The sequence below is a fragment of the Streptomyces sp. NPDC059455 genome, assembly GCF_042750115.1.
GTDB classification, from domain to species: Bacteria; Actinomycetota; Actinomycetes; order Streptomycetales; family Streptomycetaceae; genus Streptomyces; species Streptomyces endocoffeicus.
The window spans coordinates 20,795-43,075 of the sequence record NZ_JBHYVB010000078.1 but is presented as its reverse complement, the minus strand read 5'-3'; the positions used below and the strand labels follow the sequence as shown (position 1 = coordinate 43,075).

Below are 22,281 nucleotides of genomic sequence, written 5' to 3'. Positions count from 1 at the left end.
GGCGCGCGGGCGGTGCGGCGGCGCGGGCGCGCCCGCCCCCACGACCTCCGACCTGCGGGGGGGGCGCGGGGCCGCCCCCCCCCCGGCGCGCCCGCCACCCCGTACGGCCAGGGCGCCGAGGGCGCCACGTCGCTCGCCGACATCCTGGAGCGGGTGCTGGACAAGGGCGTGGTGATCGCGGGCGACATCCGCATCAACCTGCTGGACATCGAGCTGCTCACCATCAAGCTCCGGCTGCTCGTGGCCTCCGTCGACAAGGCGAAGGAGATGGGCATCGACTGGTGGGAGCACGATCCGTCGCTGTCCTCCCGCGCCCGCCCCCGGGCCGTACCGGACGACGACGCGGAGCGGTCCCTCACCGAGGAGAACGCCCGGCTGCGCGCCGAGATCGCGGCGCTGCGGGCACGGGCCGAGGACAGGAGCGTGGACGGTTGACCGAGAGAACACGGCGACAGCACATGGTGTACGCCTACGCGGTACTGCGCCCCACCCCGGAGGCCGCGCGGGCGGCGGCCGTACTGCGCGGGGTGGCGGACGAGCAGGTGGGACTCGTGGAGACCGGGGACCTGGCCGCGGCCGTCGGCCCGGTCCCGGCCGAGGAGTTCGAGGAGGGCGCGCTGAAGACGGGCCTGGAGGAGCTGCCCCGGCTGGAGGCGCTGGCCCGCGGCCACCACGGGGTGGTGGCGGGGCTGGCCCCGCTGGGCGCCGTACTGCCGCTGCGGCTGGCCACCGTCTACCGGGACGAGGACCGGGTGCGGCAGGTCCTCCAGGAGCGCCGCGACCAGTTCCTGCCGCTGCTGGAACGGCTCGCCGGGCATGTCGAATGGGGCGTCAAGGTCTACACCGACCCGACGGACTCCCTGGCGGGCGACGCGGCGGTGCCCGCCGAGGCCACGGGTGGGGAGGCGGCCCTCAGCCCGGGCCGGGCCTATCTCGCCGCCCGCCGCCGGCGTCGGCGCGGCGCTGAGGAACTCTGGCAGACGGCGGCACGGACGGCCGCGCGCATCGCCGAGGAGGCCGGGGGCCTGGCGGTGGGCAGGGTCGCCCACCGGCCGCAGCGCGGCGAACTCGCCCAGGTGGCCGGTGGCGGGACGGCGGGTGGCGGGAAGCCCGGTGGTGAGAACATCGCCAACGACGCGTATCTGGTGCCGGCCGATCGCGCCGAGGAGTTCCGCTCCCGCGTCCTGGCCGCCGCCGAGGGACAGCCCGGGGTGCGCGTCGAGGTGACCGGTCCCTGGGCGCCGTACTCCTTCGCCCTTCCGCCCGACCCGGCCGCCCGGCCGGAGCCCGTATGAGCGGCGCGCTGGACGGGACCCGGGTGAGCGGGGCGCTGGAAGAGGCCGTATGAGCGGGGCGCTGGACGATGAGGACGCACGGGCGCTCGCGGGCCGCGAGGTCGCCCTGATCGACCTGCTGGACCGGCTGCTCCAGGGCGGGGTCGTGCTCGCCGGTGACCTCGTCCTGTCCATCGCGGACGTCGACCTCGTACGGATCGACCTGCGCGCGGTCATCGCCCCGGTCGACGCCGAACACCCCGCCCCGCTGCTGCCCTGACGAGAGGCCCTGACGCACAAGGCCCCGACGAAAGGAAACCCGCGTATGTCAGCCCCCTCCGGCGTCCCCTCCGGCGCCACCGCCCAGCGGCTGCGCACCGACGCGGACACGGTCGAGCGCGATCTCGCCAAGCTGGTGCTGACCGTGGTCGAGCTGTTGCGTCAGCTGATGGAGCGCCAGGCGCTCCACCGCGTCGACAAGGGCGATCTGACGGAGGCGCAGGAGGAGCGCGTCGGCATGACGCTGATGATCCTCCAGCAGCGCATGGAGGAGATGTGCGCCCGTCACGACCTGCGGATGGAGGACCTCAACCTCGACCTCGGCCCGCTCGGCACCCTGCTCTCCCCGGCGGGCTCCTCGGCGGGCTCTCCGGTGGGCCCGCCCTCCCGGTGAGAAGCCCCGTGCGCCCGGTCAGCCTTTGCGCGGCCGCGGCTCGGGCCGGTCGATCAACTGCCCCCTCAACACGGTCAGTTGATGGGACGCTTCGACCGCCCGTGCCTCGTCCAGGGAGGCGAGCGCCAGCACGAGGGTGTCCATGACGACGATCCCGGCCAGGGATTCCGCGGTGATGCCGGTGGGCGTGTGCGGGGCGCTGATCACCACATCGGCCTGGGTGGCCAGCGGCCCCGTGGGGATGTCGGTGACCAGCACCACGCCCGCGCCGACCGCCCGTGCCCGATCCGTGAGCACGGTGAACTCCCGCAGCCGGCGGCCGGGTTGGAGGATCACCACCGCGTCCCCGCGGTCGAGGCTGAGCAGTTCGTCGGCCATGGTGAAGCCCGTGGCGCCGACGAAGCGCGCCCGGCGGCCGGCCCGGCGCAGCTTCAGCACCAGATGCCGGGCGGCGAGCTCCGAGGCGCCGACGCCGTAGGCGACCACCTCACGCGCGTCCGCCAGCGTTTGCACCGCTTGCTTCAGCACATCTGTCTCCAGTAGCCGGCGGCACTGGTCGAGACGCTCGGCGGCCTCGTCGAAGACCCGGTCCTTGATCTCGTCCAGGTCGTGGCCGACGCGGGCGATGCGCTGCTTGAGCCGCTCCTCGGGGGCGGTTTCGGAGGTGAAGCCCGTGGCCAGCTCCCTCTTGAGCGCGGGCAGCCCGGCGTAGCCGAGGCGCTGGAGGGCGCGGACGACGGTGGCGTTGCTCGTGCCACTGGCCGCGCCCAGCTCCTGTGCGCTCGCGAAGAGGAGATTCTCCGGCGGGGCGCTCACCAGGTACTGGGCCACCACCCGCTCGGAAGCGGACAGCTCACCCCACATGTCCCGGACCGCGGCGGCCAGCCGTGTCGTCCCGGTAACGCTTTTCGGTTCGCTCATTACAGCTATTGACTTCCCTGTGGTGGACATTACGATCTGGGCTCATCGTTTCAAGAACGCTGATTTCTGAAACACACGTTACAGCCCCTCGCGGGCCCGGGCCTCGGAACACAGGAGTGCCATGACAGCCGCCACCCTCCCCACCGTCGAGATCTCCGGCCCGCCGGCCGAGCGCGGCCGCCAGTACGGCGAGGCGGCGCGCGACAGCATCGGCAGGGCGCTCGCCTACTACGAGCAGGCGTTCGGCGAATCCTCGGGGCTCACCTGGGACCAGGTCACCGCGCGCGCCGAGCGCTGGCTGGAGCCGGTCCGCGCCTACGCCCCCGAACTCGTCGAGGAGATGGGCGGGATCGCCGACGGGGCGGGCGTCGGGCTCCTGGACGTGCTCGCGCTCAACGCCCGCGGCGAGATCATCTACGACCAGACCTTCGCCCGGATGCGGGCCCGCGCGGACGCCGCCGCGGACGTCACGGACGACCGGGAGGTGACCGACGGCTGCACGTCCTTCGCCGTACTGGGCGAGGCGAGCGGCGACGGCCACGTCTACTGCGGCCAGAACTGGGACTGGCGGGCGGGCGTCGCGGACACCGTCCTGATGCTCCGGATCGTCCAGCCCCCGCGCCCCACCGTGATCATGCAGGTGGAGGCCGGGCAGATCGGCCGCCAGGGCGCCAACTCCGCGGGCATCGCCCTCAACGCCAACGGCCTCGGCGGCCGGTTCGACGACGCCGTGGGGCTGCCCCAGACCGTGATCCGCCGCCGGGTCCTGGACAGTCAGTCGATCAGCGACGCGGTCGACGTGCTGTGCCGCACCCGCGGCCACATCGCCAGCAACGCCCTGCTGACCTGCCGCGAGGGCTTCGCCCTCGACCTGGAGACCACTCCGGGCGCACACGGCTGGATGTATCCGACGCAGGGGCTGCTCGTCCACGGCAACCACTACCAGACCACCGTCCCCGTCCAGCTCGCGGCCCGCTACCGCCCCGAGTCCTCCGACTCCCTGATCCGGGTGCCCCGGGCCGAGGCCGGGCTGCGCCTGCTGCGCGAGGCCGGCGCGCCGGACGAGTCCCGCAAGCTGATCCGCCAGGCCATGTCCGACCACCTCGGCCACCCCGAGGGCCTGTGCACCCACCCCGACCCCCGGCGGCCCGAGGTCAAGTGGTGGACGACGCTGCTGTCCTCCTGCGTGGACCTGACCACCGGTGACTACCACGTGACCCCCGGAACCCCCTGCGACCACGAGTACCAGCATCTGCCCTGGAACCTCTACGACGGTCCGCACGCCCCCAACTGACGCCCCCCTCACGTCCGCTCGAACGACCAGAGAGCCTGCCATGAGAACCAAGCTCTGTACCACCGCTGTCGGCCTTGTGGGTGCCCTGCTGTTCACCGCAGGGTGTTCCGGGGCGACCTCCGGGTCCGGCGGCGCGTCCGTCGACCCCGCGAAGCTCAAGCTCACCGACACCACCCCCAAGGCATCCGGCGCGGCCACCACCGTGAACTGGCTCGTGGAGCAGGAACCCGCCACCCTGGACATGGACGCCCAGGGCGGCAGCAGCACCCGCACCGTGATGGCCAACATCTGCGAGCGGCTGCTCCTGCTCAAGCCCGATATGACCACCGCGCCGCGACTGGCGGAGAAGGCCGAGTACACCGGCGACAAGAAGCTCGTCCTCACCCTCCGCGACGACGTCACCTTCCACGACGGCGCCCGGATGACCGCCGACGACGTGGTGTGGAGCCTCAAGCGGCACGCCCAGCCGGAGATGAACGAGTCGGACGAGTACGAGGACGTCGACACGATCGCCAAGACCGGCGCGAACGAGGTCACCGTCACCTTCAAGAAGCCGAGCGCCCTGTTCACCAAGGCCCTCGCAGGTGACGCCGGGATCATCATGGAACGCAAGGCGGTGGAGAAGCAGGGCGACGACTTCGGCACCCCCGGCCACCCCGACGCCTGCACCGGCCCGTACCGGCTGAAGAGCTGGAACTCCGGCTCCGCCCTCACCATCGAGCGCTCCGCGGACTACTGGGACAAGGGCGTCCGCCCGCTGACCAAGGAGGTCGTCTTCCGCTGGGCCTCCGGCAGCGCCCTGGTCAACTCCATCTCCACGGGCGCCGCGGACGGCGCCTATCTGACCGCCACCGGCCCCGCCGCCGTGCTGGCCAAGAAGAAGGGGGTGCGCGCCTACTACGGGCAGTCCACCACCGCCTGGTCGCTCAGCCCCACCAACAGCGGCGCCCTCAAGGACGCCCGGCTGCGCAAGGCGCTGTCGCTGGCCATGGACCGCGAGGGCATCGCCAAGTCCGGCTTCAACGGCCTCGCCGAACCCTGGGCGACCCCGGTGGGCCCCGGAGCCTGGGGCTATGAGAAGGCCGCGTTCCAGAAGGCGCAGAAGGACCTCGAGCACTCCACCGCCTACACCGTCTCGCCCTCCGCGGACGACATCGACCGGGCGAAGAAGCTGGTCGAGCAGGCCGGGGCGCCCGCGAAGCCGATCGTCGTCTCCAGCGACGGCAGCGAGAGCCAGACGGTCATCACCAACGCGGTGCGCGGCGCGGCCCAGAAGATCGGGCTGAAGGTCACCGTCAAGACGATCGCGTCGAGCCGTTACGACGAGTTCTTCTCCGACCCCAAGTCCCGCGACGGCTTCGACCTGATCCCGGTCGACTGGTACATCTCCAAGGCCGACCCGGCGGGCTTCTACGACAACGGTATATCCGGCAACGCCAACAACTGGCTCGGCTACTCGGACAAGGGCTATGACGCCCTCGTCGGCAAGGCACAGCAGACCATCGACGACGGCGAGCGCGCGAAGCTGGTCATCGACGCGCAGACCAAGTTCGCCGACGACGCGGTGTGGATCCCGCTGGTGCAGGTGCCGTCGGTGATGGTGCTCGGCGACAAGTACACCGGCCCGCCGGCGTCCATGGTGTCGATGTACTACCCGTGGGCCGCCGACCTCGGCACGAAGAAGGGCTGACGCCATGATCCGCGGACTGCCGCGGCGGATCGCCGGCCTGTTCGCCACGCTGCTCGCCGCCTCGTTCATCATCTTCGCCGCCGTCTACGCGGCCCCCGGGGACCCCGCCGTCCTCCTCTCCGGCAGCCGACAGGAGCTCACCCCGGAGAAGCTCGCGGCGGTCCGCGCGGAGCACCACCTCGACGAGCCGCTCGTCGTCCAGTACGGCCGGTGGCTGTGGGACGGCCTCCAGGGCGACCTGGGCCGGTCGTTCCAGTACCGCGACCATGTGGCCGACCTGATCGGGGCGCGGCTGCCGACCACCCTGGAACTCGTCGCCTACGCCACGGTGTTCTTCGTGGTGCTGGGCGTCGGCTCCGGAGTGCTGGCGGCCCTGCGCCGCGGCTGGGTGGACTCGGCGGTCGTCGGCGGCACCACGCTCGCCGCCTCGGTGCCCGCCTTCGTGGCGGCCATCGCGCTGGTCTCCCTGTTCGGGGTGCGGCTTGGCTGGTTCCCGGTGACGGGCCAGGGCGAGGGGCTCGCCGGGCGGCTGCACCATCTCACGCTCCCCGCGTTCGCCCTCGCCCTCAGCGCCCTCGCCGTGATCAGCCGGGTCACCCGGCAGGCCATGGCCGAGGCGTACGCCTCCGACCATGTGGAGGCGGCCCGCGCCTCCGGACAGTCGGAGCGCCAGATCGTCGTCCAGCATGTGCTGCGCAACGCGCTCGGCCCGATCGTCACCATGTGCGGGCTCGTCATGGCGGGCATGCTCGCCGGGACGGTGGTGGTCGAGACCGCCTTCGGGCTCAGCGGGATCGGCTCACTGCTGGTCAGCGCGATCACCACGCATGACTTCCCGGTCACCCAGGCGGTGCTGCTGCTGATGGTCATCGGCTATGTCGTGGTGACGACCCTGGTCGACCTGGTCCATCCGCTGATCGATCCCCGGGTCGCGCCGGGCGGGAAGCCCGGACGCAAGCCGGAAGGAAAGACCGCATGACGACGGTGACGGCCGGGGCACTGATCCCGGTGCGGGTACGGGCCCGGCGCCCGGTGCCGGTGCTGATCGCGGGCGGCTTCCTCGCCCTGGTCGTGGTGGCGGCGGTGTGCGCACCCCTGATCGCCCCGCACGCGCCCGACGCGGTCGACCTGTCCGCCTCGCTCGCGGGGACCACCTCCCAGCATCCGCTGGGCACCGACGCCTCGGGGCAGGACCTGCTCTCCCGGGTGCTGTACGGCGCCCGGTCGAGCCTGCTGGCACCCCTGGCGCTGCTCGCGCTGGCCGCGCTGCTCGGCGTCACGATCGGCACGGTCGCGGCGTGGCGCGGCGGCTGGGTGGACACCCTGCTCTCCCGGGTGACCGATGTGATGTACGCCTTCCCGGGCCTGCTGTTCGTGGTCCTGGTGATCGCGGTCTTCGGCGACGGCCTCACCACGTCGATCATCGCGCTGGGGCTCGCGTACGCGCCCACCATCGCGCGGTACACCCGCAGCCTCGCCCTCGCCGAGCGGTCCAAGCCGTATATCGACGCCTATCGGGTGCAGGGCATGAGCGGGACCCGGATCTGCGTACGCCACCTGGTGCCCAATCTGGCCGGGGCGATCGTCGGCTATCTCGTGGTGCTCTTCGGCGAGGGGCTGATGAGCCTGGCCACCCTCAGCTATCTGGGCTTCGGCGCCGGATCGCCCTCGATCGACTGGGGGCTGATGGTGCAGGAGGGGCAGGACGCCGTGGTGCAGGGGGCGCTGCTGCCCTCCCTCGTACCGGGCACGGCCATCGCCGTCGTCGTGGTGGCCTTCAACATCGTCGGGGTCTGGGTCTCGGACCGGCTGGGCAAGGGGAGGTAGGCGGCGATGCTGCTGGACATCGAGGATCTCACCATCGAACTGCCGGCCGGTGCCGCCGCCCGGCCGATGCTCGCGGAGGTGTCGCTGAGGGTCGGCCGGGGCGAAGTGGTCGGCCTGGTGGGCGAGTCCGGCTCGGGCAAGTCCACCACGGCGCGGGCGGTGCTGAGCATGCTCCCCGAGGGGGCGCGGGCCTCCGGCTCGGTACGGGTGGACGGCGAGGACGTCCTCGCCATGGACCCGGCCCGGCTGCGCCGGCACCGGTCCCGCACCGTCTCCATGATCTTCCAGGACCCGCGCTCGGCGATGAACCCGGTCCGCCGGATCGGCGACTTCCTCACCGATCCGCTCACCCGGGTCCTGGGCCTGTCCCGGCGCGACGCGGTGGTGAAGGCGACCGAGCTGCTGGCCTCGGTGGGGCTGTCCGACCCCGAGCGCCGGATGCGGCAGCGCCCGCACGAGCTGTCCGGCGGGATGCTGCAACGGGTCGTGATCGCCGCCGCCCTGTCCACCGACCCCGACCTGCTCCTCGCCGACGAGGCGACGAGCGCGCTGGACGCGACCACCCAGGCGGAGGTCCTGGCCCTGCTGCGGTCCATCCAGGAGGAGCGGCGGCGGGCCGGAAGCGGCCTCGGGACGCTCTTCATCACCCACGACCTGCCGCTCGCGGCCGCCTACTGCGACCGCGTGTATGTGATGTACGCGGGCCGGGTGGTGGAGCAGCAGCCCGCCCACGGGCTGTTCGCCGACCCGAAACACCCCTACACCCGCGGTCTGCTGGAATGCTCGCCCAGCCTGGGGGACGACCGTGAACCGCTCCCCATCCCCGGCCGCCCGCCCTCCCTGTCCGACGCCCTCACCGGCTGCCCCTTCCTCCCGCGCTGCGCACGGGCCGAGGCGGAGTGCGAGACCTGGGCGCCGGTGGCCGTCCCGTTCGGCGGCGGCGACGGCGGCGACGGCGACGGATCGGATGCGGACGGCTCCGCGGCCTGCCGCCGACTGGAACTCGTATCGAGGAGCAGCGCATGACCGAGCCCGCACTCGTCGTAGAGGGGCTGCGCAAGACCTATGCGCTCCCGGGCGGCGGCCGGACCACGGCCGTGGACGACGTCTCGTTCACCGTCCCGGCCGGCGGCTCGCTGGGCATCGTGGGGGAGTCCGGCTCCGGCAAGACCACGGTGGCCCGGATCCTGGTGGACCTCGTACGCCCGGACGCGGGGACCATCACGGTGAACGGGAGGGAGCGCACACCGGGGCGGCGGGGCGGCGGTTGGCTACGGGGACCGGGCGCGCGCCGGGCCGCACGGCTGGGCCGCGCCCGCGAGATCCAGATCGTCTTCCAGGACCCGTACGTATCGCTCGATCCGCGGCTGACCGCGCGTCAGTGCCTGCACACCGCCCTGCGGCTGCACGGGCGGCACGAGGGGCGGGCCGTCGCCGGCCGGATCGAGGAGCTGCTGGACCAGGTGGGCCTCGGCAAGCGGGAGGGCGACGCCCGCCCGCGCGGTCTGTCGGGCGGGCAGCGCCAGCGGCTGGCCATCGCCCGTGCGCTCGCCGTGGAACCCGAGGTGCTGGTGCTGGACGAGGCGGTGGCGGCGCTGGACGTGTCCATCCAGGCGCAGATCCTCCGGCTGCTCGCCGACATCCGCCGGGAGACCGGTGTGGCCCTGGTCTTCGTCAGCCATGACCTGGCCGTCGTACGGCACATCACGGACGACACGCTGGTGATGCGGCGTGGCCGCGCGGTCGAGACGGGCCCGACGGCCCGGGTGCTGGACACCCCGGAGGACCCGTACACCCGGCTGCTGCTCTCGTCGGTGCCGCACGACGGCTGGGACCCGGCGGAGACGGTACGGCTGCGCGCGGAACTCGCCGAGCTGTGACCGTGGCTACTGAAGGCGAGACATCGGCTCACTCTGGCATTCGACGACTCAATGTGAGGAGCTGAGCCCATCTCATCTGCGAATACGTGACGATATGAATTTCCATACGTCGGAGGTATTCCCAGGTGCCCAAGTGCCCTGCACCATGCCGGTAGTTCACCACCGGATATGGGAGGCACATACGTGACCGCGCCAACAGGGAACGGGATCTCTCGAAGAGGTGTGCTCGGCACCGCGGCCGTGGTCGGCGCCGGAGGCCGGCTGGCCGGATCCGGCACCGCCTGGGCCGCGCCCCAGGCCTCCGGCGGAGCGGCGGCCCCGCCCCAACCGCTGGGCCGGGCCCCCGCCCCCCGCGGGGGGCCGGGGCCCCCCGCCCCGCCCGCGGGGGGGCGGGGGGCCCCCCCCCGCCCGCCGGCCGCGGCCCCCCCCCCCGCGGTGGCGGCGGATGCCCGGCGACTGGAAGGACGGTCCCTTCCTGGCCAACGGCCTGCTCGGCGCGGTGGTGTACCAGGGCGCCACACCCAACTCCGTGAAAGTCATGCTCAGCCACAGTCAGGTGCAGGACCAGCGCCCCCAGTGGCGGGCCCCGTACGGCTACTCCCGACTGCCCATCGGCCACTTCGACCTCACCCTCGCCGGAGAGGTGACCGGGATCGACTGGACCCTCGACCTGTGGGACGCCGAACTGCGCGGCACCGTCACCACCACCCGGGGCAGCGTCCGCTTCACCATGCTGGTGCACAACGCCCGTACCGCGCTGCTGATCTCCACCCGGCCCAGCGCGGGCGAAGAGGGCGCGGCCTGGTCGTTCACATGGATGCCCGCGACCTCCCCCCGGACCAAGGACAAGCCCGCCGACTACACCGGCAACCCCGACCCCCGCACCGGCTCCGCGGGCGACACCCACTATGTGCAGCAGCCGCTGATCGCGGGCGGCGGCTGGACCACCGCCTGGCGCGAACGGCGGGTGGGCACCGGCAGACTGCTGGCCGCCCACATCGTCTACCGCCACCCCGGGGACCTGTCGCGCACCACCGAACTGGCCGTCGCCGAGGTGGCCCGCACCCTCGCCGCCGACCCCGCCGACCTGGTGCGCTCACACCGCGCCTGGTGGCACCGCTACTACCGGCGCAGCCTGCTCTCCGTACCCGACAAGCGCCTTCAGCACTTCTACTGGATCCAGCTCTACAAGGCCGCCTGCGCCACCCGCGCCGACGGGCCCTCGATGTCCGAATGGGGGCCGTGGTACCCGGAGACCGGCGGCAGCTGGACCGCGGTGTGGTGGAACCTCAACGTCCAGATCGCCACCTGGCTGATCCAGGGCGCCAACCACCTCGAACTCGACTCCGTCACCTCCACCTTCCGGGACTTCGAGAAGAACCTGCCGCTGTCCGTCCCCCCGGAGTACCAGGACGGGAACACCTACGCCCTCGCCCACCCCTCCGACTGGCTGCTGCGCCCCGGCGCCAAGACCGTCGGCATCCCCGGCACCTCCACCAAGACCGACAACAACGGCAACCTCATCTGGGCCATGCACAACGTCTGGCTCAGCTACCGCCACACCCTCGACATCCGCATCGTGCGCGACGTCCTCTACCCGATCCTCGCCAAGGCGGTGAACTTCTACGACCACTTCCTGTACGAGGGCGGCGACGGGAAGCTGCATCTGCCGCTGACCCGCTCACCGGAGTGGGCGGACGCCGAGGACTGCACCTACGACCTCTCCCTGCTCCGCTGGGGCTGCGCCACCCTCCTGGACTGTCTGCGGATCCTGCGCACCGACCACCCCCGGGCCCGGCGCTGGCGCGAGATCCTCGACCGCCTGGTGGCCTACCCCCGCGATGCCACCGGCATCATGATCGGCGCGGACAAGCCGCTGACCGAGTCCCACCGCCACTTCTCCCATATGCTCTGGCTCTACCCGCTGCACGAGCTGGACTGGGACCGCCCGGCCGACCGGGACATCATGCGCACCACCTTCGACCACTGGGTCAAGGACCGTAGCCTGTGGGCCGGTTACAGCTACGCGGTGGCCTCCTCCATGGCCTCGCGCATGGAACGGCCCGAGGAGGCGCTGGACCACCTCACCTTCCTCATCGGCGGCAACAAGGTGAACAACGCCTGGATCACCCCGAACACCATGTACGTCGAGGGCGGCAACCTCGCCACCGAGAGCCCCCTGACGGCGGCCCAGTCGGTCCTGGAGATGGCCGTCCAGAGCCACAACGGCGTGGTGCGGGTCTTCCCGTCCGTCTCCCGCCGCTGGCCCGACCTCTCGGTCCAGTCCCTGCGCACCCAGGGTGCCTTCCTCGTGGACGCGGACCGCTCGGCCGGGCGCACCCGCTGGGTCCGCGTCCACAGCGAGGCCGGTGCCCCCCTCGTCCTGCACCACGGCATCCCCGGCCCGATCGACGTCCGCGACCACCGGGGCCGCCCCCTCCGCTACCGCACCACCGGCCCCGGCCGTATCGAGATCCCCCTCGCCCGCGACGAGACGGCCCTCGTCACCCCCCGGGGCCACCGCCCGGACCCGGCCCCGCGCGATGTCCCGGCCGTCGGCGACGCCAAGCCGTGGGGCCTGCCGGACTGAGGTGAGCGATGAGCGAGCCCCCGCTTCCCCAGGGGCTCGCTCATCGATTGCGATTTTCGCAAGTGCCGGTTAGGCTGTCCTCATGAACGAGACTGTGACCGACCGTGTGCGCAAGGTCATGGGTGCGGCCTCCCTCCAGCAGGCCGCGTTCGCGGAGCGGGTCGGGCTCACCCCCGACAAGCTGTCCAAGTCTCTGAGCGGCAGGCGCCGTTTCACCTCGCTCGACCTGGCCCGCATCGCGGAGCTGGGCCGGACCACGGTGGACTGGCTGCTCACCGGCCGTGAGCCGCAGCGCCCTGCCTTCGCGGCACGCGCCAGCGGTCCCTTCTCCGACTCCGACGACGGGCTCGCCCTGAAGGATCTCGTCCACCGGTTCACCACCGCGTACGACGTGCTCGACCTGATGGGCCGTTCCCGCTCGCTGCCCGCCCTGCCCCGTCCCAAGGCGGACCTGGAGCGGTATGTCGACCAGGGGGAAGAGCTGGCCCTGGATGCCCTGACGGCGCTTTCCGCCCACGGAGTGGCGTCAGTGGCCGCGTGCGAGACCTCCGATCTCGCCCATGCCCTCGAAGAGCACTTCGCAATCGACGTGGCGCAGACGGACCTCCCGCACGGCCTCGACGGGGCGGCCTGGCAGACGGACCACTTCAGGCTGGTGCTGCTGGCACGCACCGGTGTGTGGACCCGGCAGCGCTTCACCCTGGCCCATGAACTCGGCCACATCCTCGCCCGTGACGCGCAGGAGATGCGCACCGAGACCCATCTGGCTCCCGGCAGGCAGAAGGACCATACGGAGATCCGTGCCAATGTCTTCGCGGCGAACTTCCTGATGCCGCAGGCAGAGATCCATGCTGAAGTGGACGCCGAGTCGGCCGAATCCGGGCTGTCCGATGATGCCTTCCGGGCTCTGGTCGTCCGGTTCAAGGTCTCTCCGAGCGCTCTCGCCGCCCGCCTGCACCAGCTCGGTCTGGTCACCCCCGATGCCAGGAACCGCCTGCGCGGCGTGACGACGGAGATGTGCCACCTGTTGACCCAGCGCGCGGATCTCCATGAGAAGCGCGTCGCCGCCGCCCAGGCCAGACGCCTCCCGCTGGGCCCTGCCCGTGGTCTCTACGAGGGCTATCTCGCCGGTGACACCACGTTGCGCCCGCTCGCGGCCTACTTCGGCATGGACCCCGATGAACTGCGCGACGCCCTGGAACCCGGGCTGCCCGCGGTTACGGTCCCCGCCGCGGACACCGAGAAGGGCGACCTGATCTTCCAGCCATGACGGCCACGAAACGCACCTGGTGGTTCCCCGACAACACGGTCCTGTGCAATTTCGCGGCCGTCGACCGGCTGAGCCTGCTGGAAAAGGTCCTCGACAGCCGGGGCCGCTGGACCCAGGCCGTCGCCTACGAGGCCACCCGCTCAGCGCGCCATTTACCCCGGCTCCGCACGGTCGCCGCCGACGGCTGGCTCGGCACACCGATCGAGATCGACGACCCCCATGAGACCGAACTCGTCGACCGCTTGAGGCGCTTGGTCTTCGCGGGCGACCCGGCACGCCCCCTCCAGCACCTCGGCGAGGCGGAGACCCTGACGCTGATCCAGAACCGGCCGGAATTCGCGAACTCGGTCTGGATCACCGACGACGGGGAGGCCGGCCGCTTCGCCCGGCGCAAGGCGATCACGGTTATGGACACCGTGGACCTCGTCCGGAAGGCCGTGGCCGAGGAACTGGTCGTGGCGCACGAAGGACACCGCCTCTTGTACGCCATGACGGAGCAGGGCCGTCATCTGCGGGGCATACCCCTGCGCCCCGAGGACCTACGGCACTGACCGGCAGCGGGGGCGCGAGTCCAGCTCCGCCCACACCGTCTTGCCCGCCGGATGGTACGGCTCGGTGCCCCAGCGGTCGGCGAGCGTGTCCACCAGCAGCAGGCCGCGGCCGGTTTCACGGTCCGGGGGAGGCGCGGTCGGCTGGAGGACGGGCTGCCGCTCGCCCCGGGTGTCGGTGACCTCGATGCGGAGGGTTTCCGTGGCGCCGTCGAAGACGAGGCCGAGCCGGAAGTCGCGGCCCGGCACACGACCGTGCAGCGCCGCGTTGGCGCTCAGCTCGGCGATGATCGCCACGGCGCGGTCGGCGACGGCGGGTGACAGGGGCCAGGCGCGGAGCTGCTCCACGGCGAGCAGCCGGGCCAGCCGGGCCCCGCGCCGCGTGGAGGACAGGCGTTGGGTAAAGGTCCAGCTCGTGGCGGGGAGTTGGGGCGTGCTTGCGTTCATGGGGGCCACGGTTGCGGGTGATCGTCGACCTTGGCCAGCACCGCGCCGCGTACGCAGCGTCAGCGTACATGCGCGTTCGGTGGACGGTACACCCGTTGATCCGTCACCCTGGGTGAGTCGAGCGCGGGGGCCCTCGCACGTACGCACCTGGAGGTGTCCGCGTATGACGACCGACAACACCTGTATGGCCGGGGACGGTGACGGGGAACGGGAGCCCGACCCCTCCGACAGTCTGCGGACCTTCGGGGCCGTGGTCCAGGCCCTCCGCGAACACGCGGGCCTCACGCGGGCTCAGTTCGGGGAGCTGGTCCGGTTCTCGAAGCACACCGTGGCGTCGGTGGAACTGGGGCGGCGCATGCCGGACGAGTCGTTCGTGGAGCGAGCGGAGGAGGTCCTGGGCAACACGGGCGCGCTGCGGAAGGCGGCCCGATTCCTCGCGCGGGGTGAGCCGGGGCTGGCGGCGTGGTTCCGGCGGTGGGCGCGGCTGGAGCGGGTGGCGGTGAGCCTGTACACGTATGAGTGTCGGCTGGTGCCGGGGTTGTTGCAGTCGGAGGACTACGCGCGGGCGGTGTTCGAGGGCACCATCCCTCTGCTGACGGATGAGCAGTTGGAGGCCCAGCTTGTGGCGCGGACCGAGCGGCAGAAAATGCTGCACGAGCGGCCGCACGTCCCGTTCAGCTTCATCGTGGAGGAGTCCGTGTTCCGGCGCGGGTTCGGCAACAGGGAGCAGAGGCGGGCCTTGTTCGACCACGTGCTGGAGCGCAGCGCACTGCGCAATGTGAAGCTGCAAGTGGTACCGCTGGAAGCGGAGTTGCATGCGTGCCTGGACGGTCCGGTACAGCTGTTGGAAACGTCGGAGGGGCGGCGCCTCGCGTACTCCGAAGGGCAGCAGAACGGACGGCTGATCGCCGACCGGAAAGAGGTGAGCCTGCTCTGTCAGCGCTATGACACACTGCGCTCGCAGGCCCTGACACCCCAAGACTCTCGTGGCCTGCTGGAGCGACTGCGAGGAGAGCTATGAGCGCGACGGAACTTGCTTGGTTCAAGTCCAGTTACAGCGGCAGTCAGGGTGACAGCTGCGTGGAAGTGGCCGTCACCGAAGAGGCCGTCCACGTACGGGACTCCAAGGACACGGCGCGCCCCGGTCTTGCCGTCAGCCGTGACGGCTGGGCGCAGTTCGTACGGTTCGCCGCACACGGCTGAGCCGGAGGCGCGCCCGCGGACTCAACCGCGGGCACGCCACCCGACGTCACCGGGTCATCAGGAGCTCCCGGCCGCCGCGAAGGGGACCTGGACGGTGGCCGGTTCCGGGGCGGCGGGCTGGAAGGGGTGGGACCACAGGCCCTGCCGTCGCAGCAGGGGCAGGACGCCCTCGCCGAACCAGTACGCCTCCTCCAGATGCGGATAGCCGGACAGGATGAACTCGTCGATGCCGAGGCGGTGGTATTCGGCGATCCGCTCGGCGACCTCGGCGTGGCTGCCCACCAGGGCCGTGCCCGCGCCGCCGCGGACCAGGCCGACACCGGCCCAGAGGTTGGGGTAGATCTCGAGGTTGTCCAGGCTGCCGCCGTGCAGGGCGAGCATGCGCTGCTGGCCCTCGGACTCGCTGCGGCCGAGGCCGGTCTGGATGGAGCGCACGGTCTCCGGGTCGAAGCCGTCGAGCAGTCGGCCTGCCTCGGCCCATGCCTGCTCGGCGGTGTCGCGGGTGATGACGTGCAGCCGGATGCCGAAGCGGATCGTACGGCCCTGCTCGGCGGCGAGGGAGCGGATCCAGGTGATCTTCTTCGCGACCTGGGCGGGGGGTTCGCCCCAGGTGAGGTAGACATCGGAGTGGCGGGCGGCGACCTGGCCCGCTGCGGGGGAGGAGCCGCCGAAGTAGACATCCGGGACCGGGTCGGGGAGCCGGGCCAGCTTGGCGCCCTCGACATGGAGGTGTTCGCCGGTGTGGTCGACGGTCTTGCCGTCCCACAGGTCGCGGACGATGCCCAGGAACTCGCCGGTGCGGGCGTAGCGGGCCTCCTTGTCGAGGAAGTCGCCGTAGCCGCGCTGCTCCTGGCTCTCGCCGCCGGTGACCACGTTGAGCATCAGCCGTCCGCCGGTCTGCCGCTGGTAGGTGGAGGCCATCTGGGCGGCGAAGGTGGGCGAGAGGAAGCCGGGGCGGAACGCCACCAGGAACTTCAGCCGCTCGGTGTGCTGGCTGACCATCGCGGTGGTCAGCCAGGCGTCCTCGCACCAGGCGCCGGTCGGGGTCAGCGCACCGGCGAAGCCGAGGTGTTCGGCGGCGCGGGCGATCTGGGAGAGATAGCCGACGGATGGCGGACGGTCCCCTCCGGCCGAGGTGACGGGGGTGCCATGGCCACCGCCGACGACATGGCGGCTGTCGCCGTTGGTGGGCAGGAACCAGTGGAAGGTGAGGGACATGGTGCGGCTCCGTTCAGGGGTGTGCGGGGGTGGGGGCTACAGAAGGCCGTGGCGGGGTGGTTTCGTGCCGTTCAGCACATAGCGGCCGATGTGCTGGACCTTCCAGCGGGCCGGGTCGTGCAGGGTGTGGGTACGGGCGTCCCGCCAGTGGCGGTGCAGGCCCAGAGCGTCCAGGGCCGAGCGGGTGCCGGACACCTCGAACAGCGAACTGCCCGTCTCCACGGCCGCGTTGGCCGCCGCCACCTTCGCCGCGGCCACCGCGATCGACGCCTCGGCGGCGGTGTCCTCGTCGAGGTGGCCACGGGCGGTGTCCACGGCCCGGGCGGCGGCGGACAGCAGCGCCTCCGCGCCCCGGACCTGGAGGGCCAGCTCGCCGAAGCGCTGGATCAGCAGCGGATCCTCGGCGGCGGTCTCGAAGCCGCTCTCGAACCAGGGGCGGCTCTTGGTGCGGACGAAGGCCACCGCCTCCGCCAGTGCCCCCGAGGCGATCCCGGCGTCGATGGCCGCGTGCAGCAACTGCGCTACCGCGCCGTGCAGTTGGGGCCCGCGAAAGGTGAGATGGTGCGGTACGACCCGGTCGGCTGGGACGGGCACGGCCTCCAGCCGGACGGTGCCGCTCGCGGTCGTGCGCTGGCCCATGCCGTCCCAGTCGTCCACGACGGTCAGACCGGGCGCGTCCCGCGGGACATAGGTCACGTACAGGTCGTCGTCCTCCGCCCGGGCCAGCACCGGGATCCAGTCGGCGAACAGCGCGCCGGTGGAGTAGTGCTTGACACCGGTCAGGGTGTACGAGCCGTCGGCGGCCGGGGCGAGGCGCGTGCGGATGTCCTGGATGTGTGTGGTGCCTGCCTCCGACTGGGCGTTGCCGAACCGCTTCCCCGCCAGCACCTCGCCGAAGAAGAACGCCTGTTGCGCCTGCGTGCCCTGACGGCGCAGCACATTGACGTACACAAAGTGGCTCTGCGGGATCTGGGCGAGGCTGGCGTCGGCGGCGGCGAGCAGCCGGAACACCTCGGCGAGAGTCACGGCCGACACGTCCGCCCCGCCGTACTCCGCGGGGACGGTGATCGCCGGCAGCCCGGACGCGGACAGCCGGTCCAGTTCGGCACGCGGCAGCCGGCGCCGCGCATCGCGCTCGGCGGCGCCGGTACGGAACTCCTCGGCCAGCGCCGCGGCCACCTTCAGCGCCTCGGCGTCATCGGCGATGACATGGGCGGGCTCGGGCAGGGACGACACGGTCAGCTCGCCGCGGCCAGTACGGTGGTGTGGCCGAGCGCCGCCGAGAACTGGTCGACGACCTGCTCCAGCGCTTCGGCGGCCCCGGCCGCCACGCTCACCCCGCCGTCCGGCTCGACCGTGATGTCCTTGTCCAGGGTGAACCAGCCCTGGACGATATGGGCCGCGCCCATGGAGGACAGCACCGGCCGCAGCGCGTAGTCGATGGCCAGCACATGGGCGGTGGTGCCACCGGTGGCCAGCGGGAGCACGGTCTTGCCCGCGAGCGCGTACTGCGGCAGCAGGTCCAGCAGGGACTTCAGCAGCCCGGAGTAGGCGGCCTTGTAGACCGGTGTTCCCACGACGAGCCCGTCCGCCTGCTCGACCAGCGCCTTGGCCCGGACGATGGCCGGGTGCGAGAAGTCCGCGCCGAGCAGCGCGGTGGCGGGCAGGGTACGGACGTCGAGCGGGACCACCTGATGGCCCTGGGCGGTCAGCCGGGCGTCCAGATGGCGCAGCAGCCGGGCGGTGCGGGAGGTGGCGGAGGGAGACCCGGAGAGGGACAGGACGGTGGCCATGAGCAACCCTTCGTGATGCGGTCGTGGCGGTGGGGTGGGAACGGTGGCGGTCAGGTGAGCGCGGGCACGGGCTCCGGCAGCTCCGCCTCCAGTTCGCGGACCAGCGGCAGCACCCGCTTGCCGAAGTACTCGACCTCCTCCAGGTAGTGCAGGAAGCCCAGGAGGAAGAGATCCACGCCGAGCCGCTTGTAGGCGACGATGCGCTCGGCGATCTGCTCGGGGGTGCCGATCAGCCCCGTACGGAAGCCGTCGTTGTACTGGACCAGGTCCTCGAAGGAGGAGTCCTGCCACATGCCCTTGCCGTCGGCGGTGGACTGGCCCGCCTGCTGGACGGCGCCACGGAAGCCGTCCACGGCCTCGGTGTCGGCCTTGGCGACGATCTCGCGGAGGGTTTCCCGGGCCTCGGCCTCGGTGTCGCGGGCGATGAGGAAGGCGTTGAGGGCGAAGCCGGGCGCGGGGCGGCCGACGGTGGCGGCGGAGGCGCGGACGTCCCTGAGCTGCTCGGTGACGCCGTCGAAGTCCTTGCCGTTGCTGAAGTACCAGTCCGAGACCCGGCCCGCCATGGCGCGGGCGGCGGTGGAGTTACCGCCCTGGAAGATCTCCGGATGCGGGCGCCCGGGGCTGCTCAGCGGCTTGGGCTTGAGGGAGAAGTCACGGATCCGGTAGAAGTCCCCGGCCAGTTCGGCGTGGTCCTCGGTCCAGATGGCGCGCAGCGCCCGGATGAACTCCTCGGAGCGGCGGTAGCGCTCGTCGTGCTCCAGCCAGGGCTCGCCCAGCGCGGTGAACTCGCCCTTGAACCAGCCGCTGACGACGTTCACCGCGAACCGCCCGTCGGAGAGATGATCGGCGGTGGCGCCCAGCTTGGCCAGGACGCCGGGGTGCCACAGTCCGGGGTGGACGGCGGCGATGACCTTCAGCCGCTGGGTGGCCAGCAGCAGCGCGAGGCTGAAACTGGTCGACTCGTGCTGGTACTCGGCGCCGTAGCTGGCCATGTAGCGGACCTGGCTGAGGGCGTAGTCGAAGCCGTTGTTCTCGGCGAGCACGGCCAGATCGCGGTTGTAGTCGTAGCCCCAGTCGGTGCGCTGCTCGATGGTGCTGGTGACCAGTCCGCCGCTGACATTGGGTACCCAATAGGCGAAACGGAGGGGTTCTGCGGGCATGAGGAACTCCCGGTGGAACGAATACGGGCATGGCGAATCGGCGCCCCGGCGTCGAGCGGAATTCATCCGGGGCGGGGCGCGGAAAGACCGGGCAGCGCGAATGGGCGCAAAGGCGGGACAGCGCGGCCGCATTTTTTCGGTGGCGGCGGCTAGAAGCCTTTCCCGATCATGGGAGGCGACGGGGAGCGAAGCGGAGGCGATCCCTCAGGGCTCGCTCGGACCCGTACGGCGGGTCAGGCCGGACAGCAACAGGACGCGCTGGAGACACGCGCGAGGTCGACGTGGCGTCGCCGCGTGAGGTCCTGTCGCTTCATGTCACCGATCCAACCAGGGGGAAGTCCTGCCGGTCAAGAAGGCCCGGGTGTCATTCCATATCCCGGACGCGCGGGCCGGGCCGTGGAATTCCGCGGCGCCCGCTTCGAGATTACCCGGGAGGCGGACCGGGGCGTGAGTCGGTATTCATGAGACCGTGACAGGGTTTCCCTTGAAGCGGGCGGGCCCGCGCGGGCAGGGTGCGCAGTGTGCGAATTGAACAGCTGGAATACATCGCCGCCGTCACCCGCCTCGGATCGCTCCGCCGCGCCGCCGAGGAACTGCATCTGTCCCAGCCCGCGCTCAGCGAGACGGTGCGCAATCTCGAACGCGAACTCGGCGTGGATCTGCTGGAGCGCAAGCGCTCCGGCGCGACGATCAGCGCGGAGGGACGGGAACTGCTGCCGCATATCGCGGGCGTCATCGAGGCCGTCGACCGACTGCGCGACGCCGCCGGGGACCAGCACCGGGTCAGCCGGATGATCCGGCTGGGCACGGTCAACACCGCGACCGTCCCGCTGCTGATCCCGGCCGTCCGGGAGTTCCGCGCCACCCACCCGGTGACCCAGGTCGAGGTGGTGGGCGCGCAGCAGGCCGAGATCCACCGGGCGCTGCTGGAGGGGAGTTTCGACCTGGGGCTGGTCAACTGCCTCCAGGGCGACGACGTTCCGCCCACCCTGGAGACCACCGTGCTGCTGCGCGGCCGCCCGGTGGTCTGTCTGCGTCCGGACAGCCCGCTGGCCGCCCGGCCGACGGTGAGCGCGGCGGATCTGCTGGACGGGCGGGAGCCACTGATCGTGATGCGCTCCGGCTATCTGATGCACCGCTTCATCCACCGGCTGCTGGCCGGGCGCACCCCGTCCTTCTCGTACTCCACCGACGGGGCCGAGATGGGCAAGCTGATGGTGGCCGAGGGGCTCGGCGTCACCGTGCTCCCCGACTTCAGCGTTATCGGCGACCCCCTGGAGCGCGGGGGCGCGATCACCCACCGGCCGCTCGCGGACGGCGAGGCCACCGAGGTGCTGCTGATGATCCAGCGCCGCCGCTCGGGCTCCGTACCGCGCGCCGTACGCGATCTGCATGAGCTCTTCGTACGGTGCGCGGAGACTCCTGGAACTCCCCGGGCTACAGCTCCCTGAGCGCGGGCAGCAGCCGCTTCTCGGCCCAGTCCAGGAACGGCCGCTGATGGTCGCCGCCGATCTGGACGAGCGCCACATCCGTGAAGCCCGCGTCCACGAAGGGCCGGATCAGCTCCGTGAACTCCCCGACATCATCGCCGCACGGAATGGACGCGGCCACGTCCTCGGGCCGGACGAACTGGGTGGCGCCCGCGAAGGAGGCGGGCCCCGGCAGCTCCGAGTTGACCTTCCAGCCGCCCCCGAACCAGCGGAACTGGTCATGGGCGCGGGCGATCGCCGCGTCCCGGTCGGGGTCGTAACAGACCGGGATCTGGCCGATCCGTGGCTTCCCGCCGCCGCCGTTGCGCTCGAAGTCCGCCAGCAGCTCGGACTTGGGCTCCGTGGCGATCAGGATGTCGGCCAGCCGCCCGGCCAGCCGGCAGGACCGCGGTCCGGAGACGGCCACGCCGATGGGCGGCGGCTGGTCCGGCAGATCCCACAGCTTCGCCGAGTCGACGTCGTAGTGGGTGCCGTGGTGATTGATATAGCCACCGCCGAACAGCGCCCGGATGATCTCGATCGCCTCTTCCAGCATCTTGTGCCGCACCTCCGCCGACGGCCAGCCCTGCCCGACCACATGCTCGTTCAGGTTCTCGCCGGACCCGAGCCCCAGCCGGAACCGCCCCTCGGACAGCAGCTGGAGCGTCGCCGCCTTCTGCGCCACCACCGCCGGGTGGTAGCGCACGGTGGGGCAGGTGACATACGTGGTCAGCGGGATCGAGGAGGTGGCCTGCGCGGCGGCGCCCAGCACGCTCCAGGCGTACGGGGCGTGCCCCTGGGAGTCCAGCCACGGGAAGTAGTGGTCGGAGGTCACCGAGAAGTCGAACCCGACCTGCTCGGCCCGGACCACGTCGTCGACGAGCTGACGTGGACCGGCCTGCTCGGTCATCATCGTGTATCCCCATCGAACCATGACCCCCGAGTACCGTTCCCCACGTCGTCCAAACGGGACAAACGGCTGGTCACCGTGGGTCGTGGCGGCTCACTTGCGGTAGGCCAGGGG

Annotated in this window: 23 protein-coding genes; 16 read left to right on the top strand and 7 right to left on the bottom strand. The window is 71.6% G+C overall.

The window, feature by feature from the left end; all coding sequences use genetic code 11:
- The first annotated feature begins 12 nt into the window (after positions 1-12).
- From ACFXB5_RS26040 to ACFXB5_RS26025, 4 genes are read left to right on the top strand one after another with little or no spacing between them, the layout of a single operon-like run.
- Entirely contained in the window at positions 13-435 is a 423-nt protein-coding gene (locus tag ACFXB5_RS26040; protein WP_385211996.1) for a gas vesicle protein, read from the top strand.
- Entirely contained in the window at positions 432-1,295 is an 864-nt protein-coding gene (locus ACFXB5_RS26035; RefSeq protein ID WP_385211986.1) for a GvpL/GvpF family gas vesicle protein, read from the top strand. The genes ACFXB5_RS26040 and ACFXB5_RS26035 overlap by 4 nt, the downstream gene beginning before the upstream one ends.
- Positions 1,296-1,344: 49 nt before the next feature.
- Positions 1,345-1,554, top strand: a complete 210-nt coding sequence (locus tag ACFXB5_RS26030; RefSeq protein WP_385211984.1) for a gas vesicle protein — start codon at positions 1,345-1,347, stop codon at positions 1,552-1,554.
- Between the two features lie 45 nt (positions 1,555-1,599).
- Positions 1,600-1,947 (top strand): gas vesicle protein K, encoded by a 348-nt coding sequence (locus ACFXB5_RS26025; protein WP_385211982.1) that lies wholly within the window; start codon positions 1,600-1,602, stop codon positions 1,945-1,947.
- 18 nt (positions 1,948-1,965) lie between these two features.
- On the opposite strand, the gene ACFXB5_RS26020 is transcribed toward ACFXB5_RS26025, so the two are convergent.
- A complete protein-coding gene (locus ACFXB5_RS26020) occupies positions 1,966-2,868 on the bottom strand; it encodes a MurR/RpiR family transcriptional regulator (RefSeq protein ID WP_385211980.1) in 903 nt (300 codons plus the stop codon).
- 121 nt (positions 2,869-2,989) lie between these two features.
- Between ACFXB5_RS26020 and ACFXB5_RS26015 the strand changes: the two genes are divergently transcribed.
- The 9 genes from ACFXB5_RS26015 (at position 2,990) to ACFXB5_RS25975 (ending at position 13,970) form a co-directional block, all read left to right on the top strand.
- Entirely contained in the window at positions 2,990-4,162 is a 1,173-nt protein-coding gene (locus tag ACFXB5_RS26015; RefSeq protein WP_385211978.1) for a C45 family autoproteolytic acyltransferase/hydolase, read from the top strand.
- Between the two features lie 40 nt (positions 4,163-4,202).
- Positions 4,203-5,852: an ABC transporter substrate-binding protein gene (locus ACFXB5_RS26010; RefSeq protein ID WP_385211976.1), complete on the top strand. Its 1,650-nt coding sequence runs from the start codon at positions 4,203-4,205 to the stop codon at positions 5,850-5,852.
- Between the two features lie 4 nt (positions 5,853-5,856).
- Positions 5,857-6,831, top strand: a complete 975-nt coding sequence (locus ACFXB5_RS26005; protein ID WP_385211974.1) for an ABC transporter permease — start codon at positions 5,857-5,859, stop codon at positions 6,829-6,831.
- Positions 6,828-7,679: an ABC transporter permease gene (locus ACFXB5_RS26000; RefSeq protein WP_385211972.1), complete on the top strand. Its 852-nt coding sequence runs from the start codon at positions 6,828-6,830 to the stop codon at positions 7,677-7,679. The genes ACFXB5_RS26005 and ACFXB5_RS26000 overlap by 4 nt, the downstream gene beginning before the upstream one ends.
- Before the next feature lie 6 nt (positions 7,680-7,685).
- Positions 7,686-8,705, top strand: a complete 1,020-nt coding sequence (locus ACFXB5_RS25995; RefSeq protein WP_385211970.1) for an ABC transporter ATP-binding protein — start codon at positions 7,686-7,688, stop codon at positions 8,703-8,705.
- On the top strand, positions 8,702-9,559 hold the full coding sequence (locus ACFXB5_RS25990; RefSeq protein WP_385211968.1) for an ABC transporter ATP-binding protein: 858 nt from the start codon (positions 8,702-8,704) through the stop codon (positions 9,557-9,559). The genes ACFXB5_RS25995 and ACFXB5_RS25990 overlap by 4 nt, the downstream gene beginning before the upstream one ends.
- A gap of 445 nt (positions 9,560-10,004) precedes the next feature.
- The gene (locus ACFXB5_RS25985; protein WP_385211966.1) at positions 10,005-12,149 is read left to right on the top strand and encodes a glycoside hydrolase family 95-like protein; all 2,145 of its coding nucleotides are present in this window, start codon (positions 10,005-10,007) and stop codon (positions 12,147-12,149) included.
- Between the two features lie 82 nt (positions 12,150-12,231).
- The gene (locus ACFXB5_RS25980; protein WP_385211964.1) at positions 12,232-13,419 is read left to right on the top strand and encodes a helix-turn-helix domain-containing protein; all 1,188 of its coding nucleotides are present in this window, start codon (positions 12,232-12,234) and stop codon (positions 13,417-13,419) included.
- Positions 13,416-13,970 (top strand): hypothetical protein, encoded by a 555-nt coding sequence (locus ACFXB5_RS25975; protein WP_385211962.1) that lies wholly within the window; start codon positions 13,416-13,418, stop codon positions 13,968-13,970. The genes ACFXB5_RS25980 and ACFXB5_RS25975 overlap by 4 nt, the downstream gene beginning before the upstream one ends.
- On the opposite strand, the gene ACFXB5_RS25970 is transcribed toward ACFXB5_RS25975, so the two are convergent.
- Positions 13,959-14,414 carry an ATP-binding protein gene (locus tag ACFXB5_RS25970; protein WP_385211960.1) on the bottom strand — a complete coding sequence of 152 codons (456 nt, stop codon included), beginning with the start codon at positions 14,412-14,414 and terminating at the stop codon, positions 13,959-13,961. The genes ACFXB5_RS25975 and ACFXB5_RS25970 overlap by 12 nt on opposite strands.
- Positions 14,415-14,577: 163 nt before the next feature.
- On the opposite strand from ACFXB5_RS25970, the gene ACFXB5_RS25965 reads away from it, so the two are divergent.
- Complete coding sequence (locus tag ACFXB5_RS25965) at positions 14,578-15,435, top strand: Scr1 family TA system antitoxin-like transcriptional regulator (protein ID WP_385211958.1); 858 nt, start codon at positions 14,578-14,580, stop codon at positions 15,433-15,435.
- Positions 15,432-15,617: a DUF397 domain-containing protein gene (locus tag ACFXB5_RS25960; protein ID WP_385211956.1), complete on the top strand. Its 186-nt coding sequence runs from the start codon at positions 15,432-15,434 to the stop codon at positions 15,615-15,617. Before ACFXB5_RS25965 ends, ACFXB5_RS25960 begins: the two co-directional genes overlap by 4 nt.
- Before the next feature lie 57 nt (positions 15,618-15,674).
- Here the strand turns inward: ACFXB5_RS25960 and ACFXB5_RS25955 are convergent, their stop codons facing one another.
- Genes ACFXB5_RS25955 through sfnG form a run of 4 tightly spaced genes read right to left on the bottom strand, consistent with a single transcriptional unit; the run spans position 15,675 to position 19,788 of the window.
- Positions 15,675-16,835, bottom strand: a complete 1,161-nt coding sequence (locus ACFXB5_RS25955) for an LLM class flavin-dependent oxidoreductase (RefSeq protein WP_385211954.1) — start codon at positions 16,833-16,835, stop codon at positions 15,675-15,677.
- A gap of 36 nt (positions 16,836-16,871) precedes the next feature.
- Positions 16,872-18,071 (bottom strand): SfnB family sulfur acquisition oxidoreductase, encoded by a 1,200-nt coding sequence (locus ACFXB5_RS25950; protein WP_385211952.1) that lies wholly within the window; start codon positions 18,069-18,071, stop codon positions 16,872-16,874.
- Positions 18,072-18,073: 2 nt separating this feature from the next.
- The gene (ssuE, locus tag ACFXB5_RS25945) at positions 18,074-18,628 is read right to left on the bottom strand and encodes an NADPH-dependent FMN reductase (RefSeq protein WP_137968171.1); all 555 of its coding nucleotides are present in this window, start codon (positions 18,626-18,628) and stop codon (positions 18,074-18,076) included.
- A gap of 50 nt (positions 18,629-18,678) precedes the next feature.
- Positions 18,679-19,788, bottom strand: a complete 1,110-nt coding sequence (gene sfnG / locus ACFXB5_RS25940) for a dimethylsulfone monooxygenase SfnG (RefSeq protein ID WP_385211950.1) — start codon at positions 19,786-19,788, stop codon at positions 18,679-18,681.
- 521 nt (positions 19,789-20,309) lie between these two features.
- On the opposite strand from sfnG, the gene ACFXB5_RS25935 reads away from it, so the two are divergent.
- Positions 20,310-21,239 (top strand): LysR family transcriptional regulator, encoded by a 930-nt coding sequence (locus ACFXB5_RS25935; RefSeq protein ID WP_385211948.1) that lies wholly within the window; start codon positions 20,310-20,312, stop codon positions 21,237-21,239.
- On the opposite strand, the gene ACFXB5_RS25930 is transcribed toward ACFXB5_RS25935, so the two are convergent.
- On the bottom strand, positions 21,226-22,191 hold the full coding sequence (locus ACFXB5_RS25930; protein ID WP_385211946.1) for an LLM class F420-dependent oxidoreductase: 966 nt from the start codon (positions 22,189-22,191) through the stop codon (positions 21,226-21,228). The two genes, ACFXB5_RS25935 and ACFXB5_RS25930, sit on opposite strands and share 14 nt — an antisense overlap.
- Between the last annotated feature and the right edge of the window lie 90 nt (positions 22,192-22,281).

Coding starts and splice junctions, on each gene's coding strand:
- sfnG (WP_385211950.1), bottom strand. CDS start 19,788: ATGCCCGCAGAACCCCTCCGTTTCGCCTATTGGGTACCCAATGTCAGC.
- ACFXB5_RS25995 (WP_385211970.1), top strand. CDS start 7,686: ATGCTGCTGGACATCGAGGATCTCACCATCGAACTGCCGGCCGGTGCC.
- ACFXB5_RS25990 (WP_385211968.1), top strand. CDS start 8,702: ATGACCGAGCCCGCACTCGTCGTAGAGGGGCTGCGCAAGACCTATGCG.
- ACFXB5_RS26015 (WP_385211978.1), top strand. CDS start 2,990: ATGACAGCCGCCACCCTCCCCACCGTCGAGATCTCCGGCCCGCCGGCC.
- ACFXB5_RS26030 (WP_385211984.1), top strand. CDS start 1,345: ATGAGCGGGGCGCTGGACGATGAGGACGCACGGGCGCTCGCGGGCCGC.
- ssuE (WP_137968171.1), bottom strand. CDS start 18,628: ATGGCCACCGTCCTGTCCCTCTCCGGGTCTCCCTCCGCCACCTCCCGC.
- ACFXB5_RS26010 (WP_385211976.1), top strand. CDS start 4,203: ATGAGAACCAAGCTCTGTACCACCGCTGTCGGCCTTGTGGGTGCCCTG.
- ACFXB5_RS25980 (WP_385211964.1), top strand. CDS start 12,232: ATGAACGAGACTGTGACCGACCGTGTGCGCAAGGTCATGGGTGCGGCC.
- ACFXB5_RS26005 (WP_385211974.1), top strand. CDS start 5,857: ATGATCCGCGGACTGCCGCGGCGGATCGCCGGCCTGTTCGCCACGCTG.
- ACFXB5_RS25960 (WP_385211956.1), top strand. CDS start 15,432: ATGAGCGCGACGGAACTTGCTTGGTTCAAGTCCAGTTACAGCGGCAGT.
- ACFXB5_RS25965 (WP_385211958.1), top strand. CDS start 14,578: ATGACGACCGACAACACCTGTATGGCCGGGGACGGTGACGGGGAACGG.
- ACFXB5_RS25985 (WP_385211966.1), top strand. CDS start 10,005: ATGCCCGGCGACTGGAAGGACGGTCCCTTCCTGGCCAACGGCCTGCTC.
- ACFXB5_RS26000 (WP_385211972.1), top strand. CDS start 6,828: ATGACGACGGTGACGGCCGGGGCACTGATCCCGGTGCGGGTACGGGCC.
- ACFXB5_RS25975 (WP_385211962.1), top strand. CDS start 13,416: ATGACGGCCACGAAACGCACCTGGTGGTTCCCCGACAACACGGTCCTG.
- ACFXB5_RS26020 (WP_385211980.1), bottom strand. CDS start 2,868: ATGAGCGAACCGAAAAGCGTTACCGGGACGACACGGCTGGCCGCCGCG.
- ACFXB5_RS26025 (WP_385211982.1), top strand. CDS start 1,600: ATGTCAGCCCCCTCCGGCGTCCCCTCCGGCGCCACCGCCCAGCGGCTG.
- ACFXB5_RS25955 (WP_385211954.1), bottom strand. CDS start 16,835: ATGTCCCTCACCTTCCACTGGTTCCTGCCCACCAACGGCGACAGCCGC.
- ACFXB5_RS25930 (WP_385211946.1), bottom strand. CDS start 22,191: ATGGTTCGATGGGGATACACGATGATGACCGAGCAGGCCGGTCCACGT.
- ACFXB5_RS25970 (WP_385211960.1), bottom strand. CDS start 14,414: ATGAACGCAAGCACGCCCCAACTCCCCGCCACGAGCTGGACCTTTACC.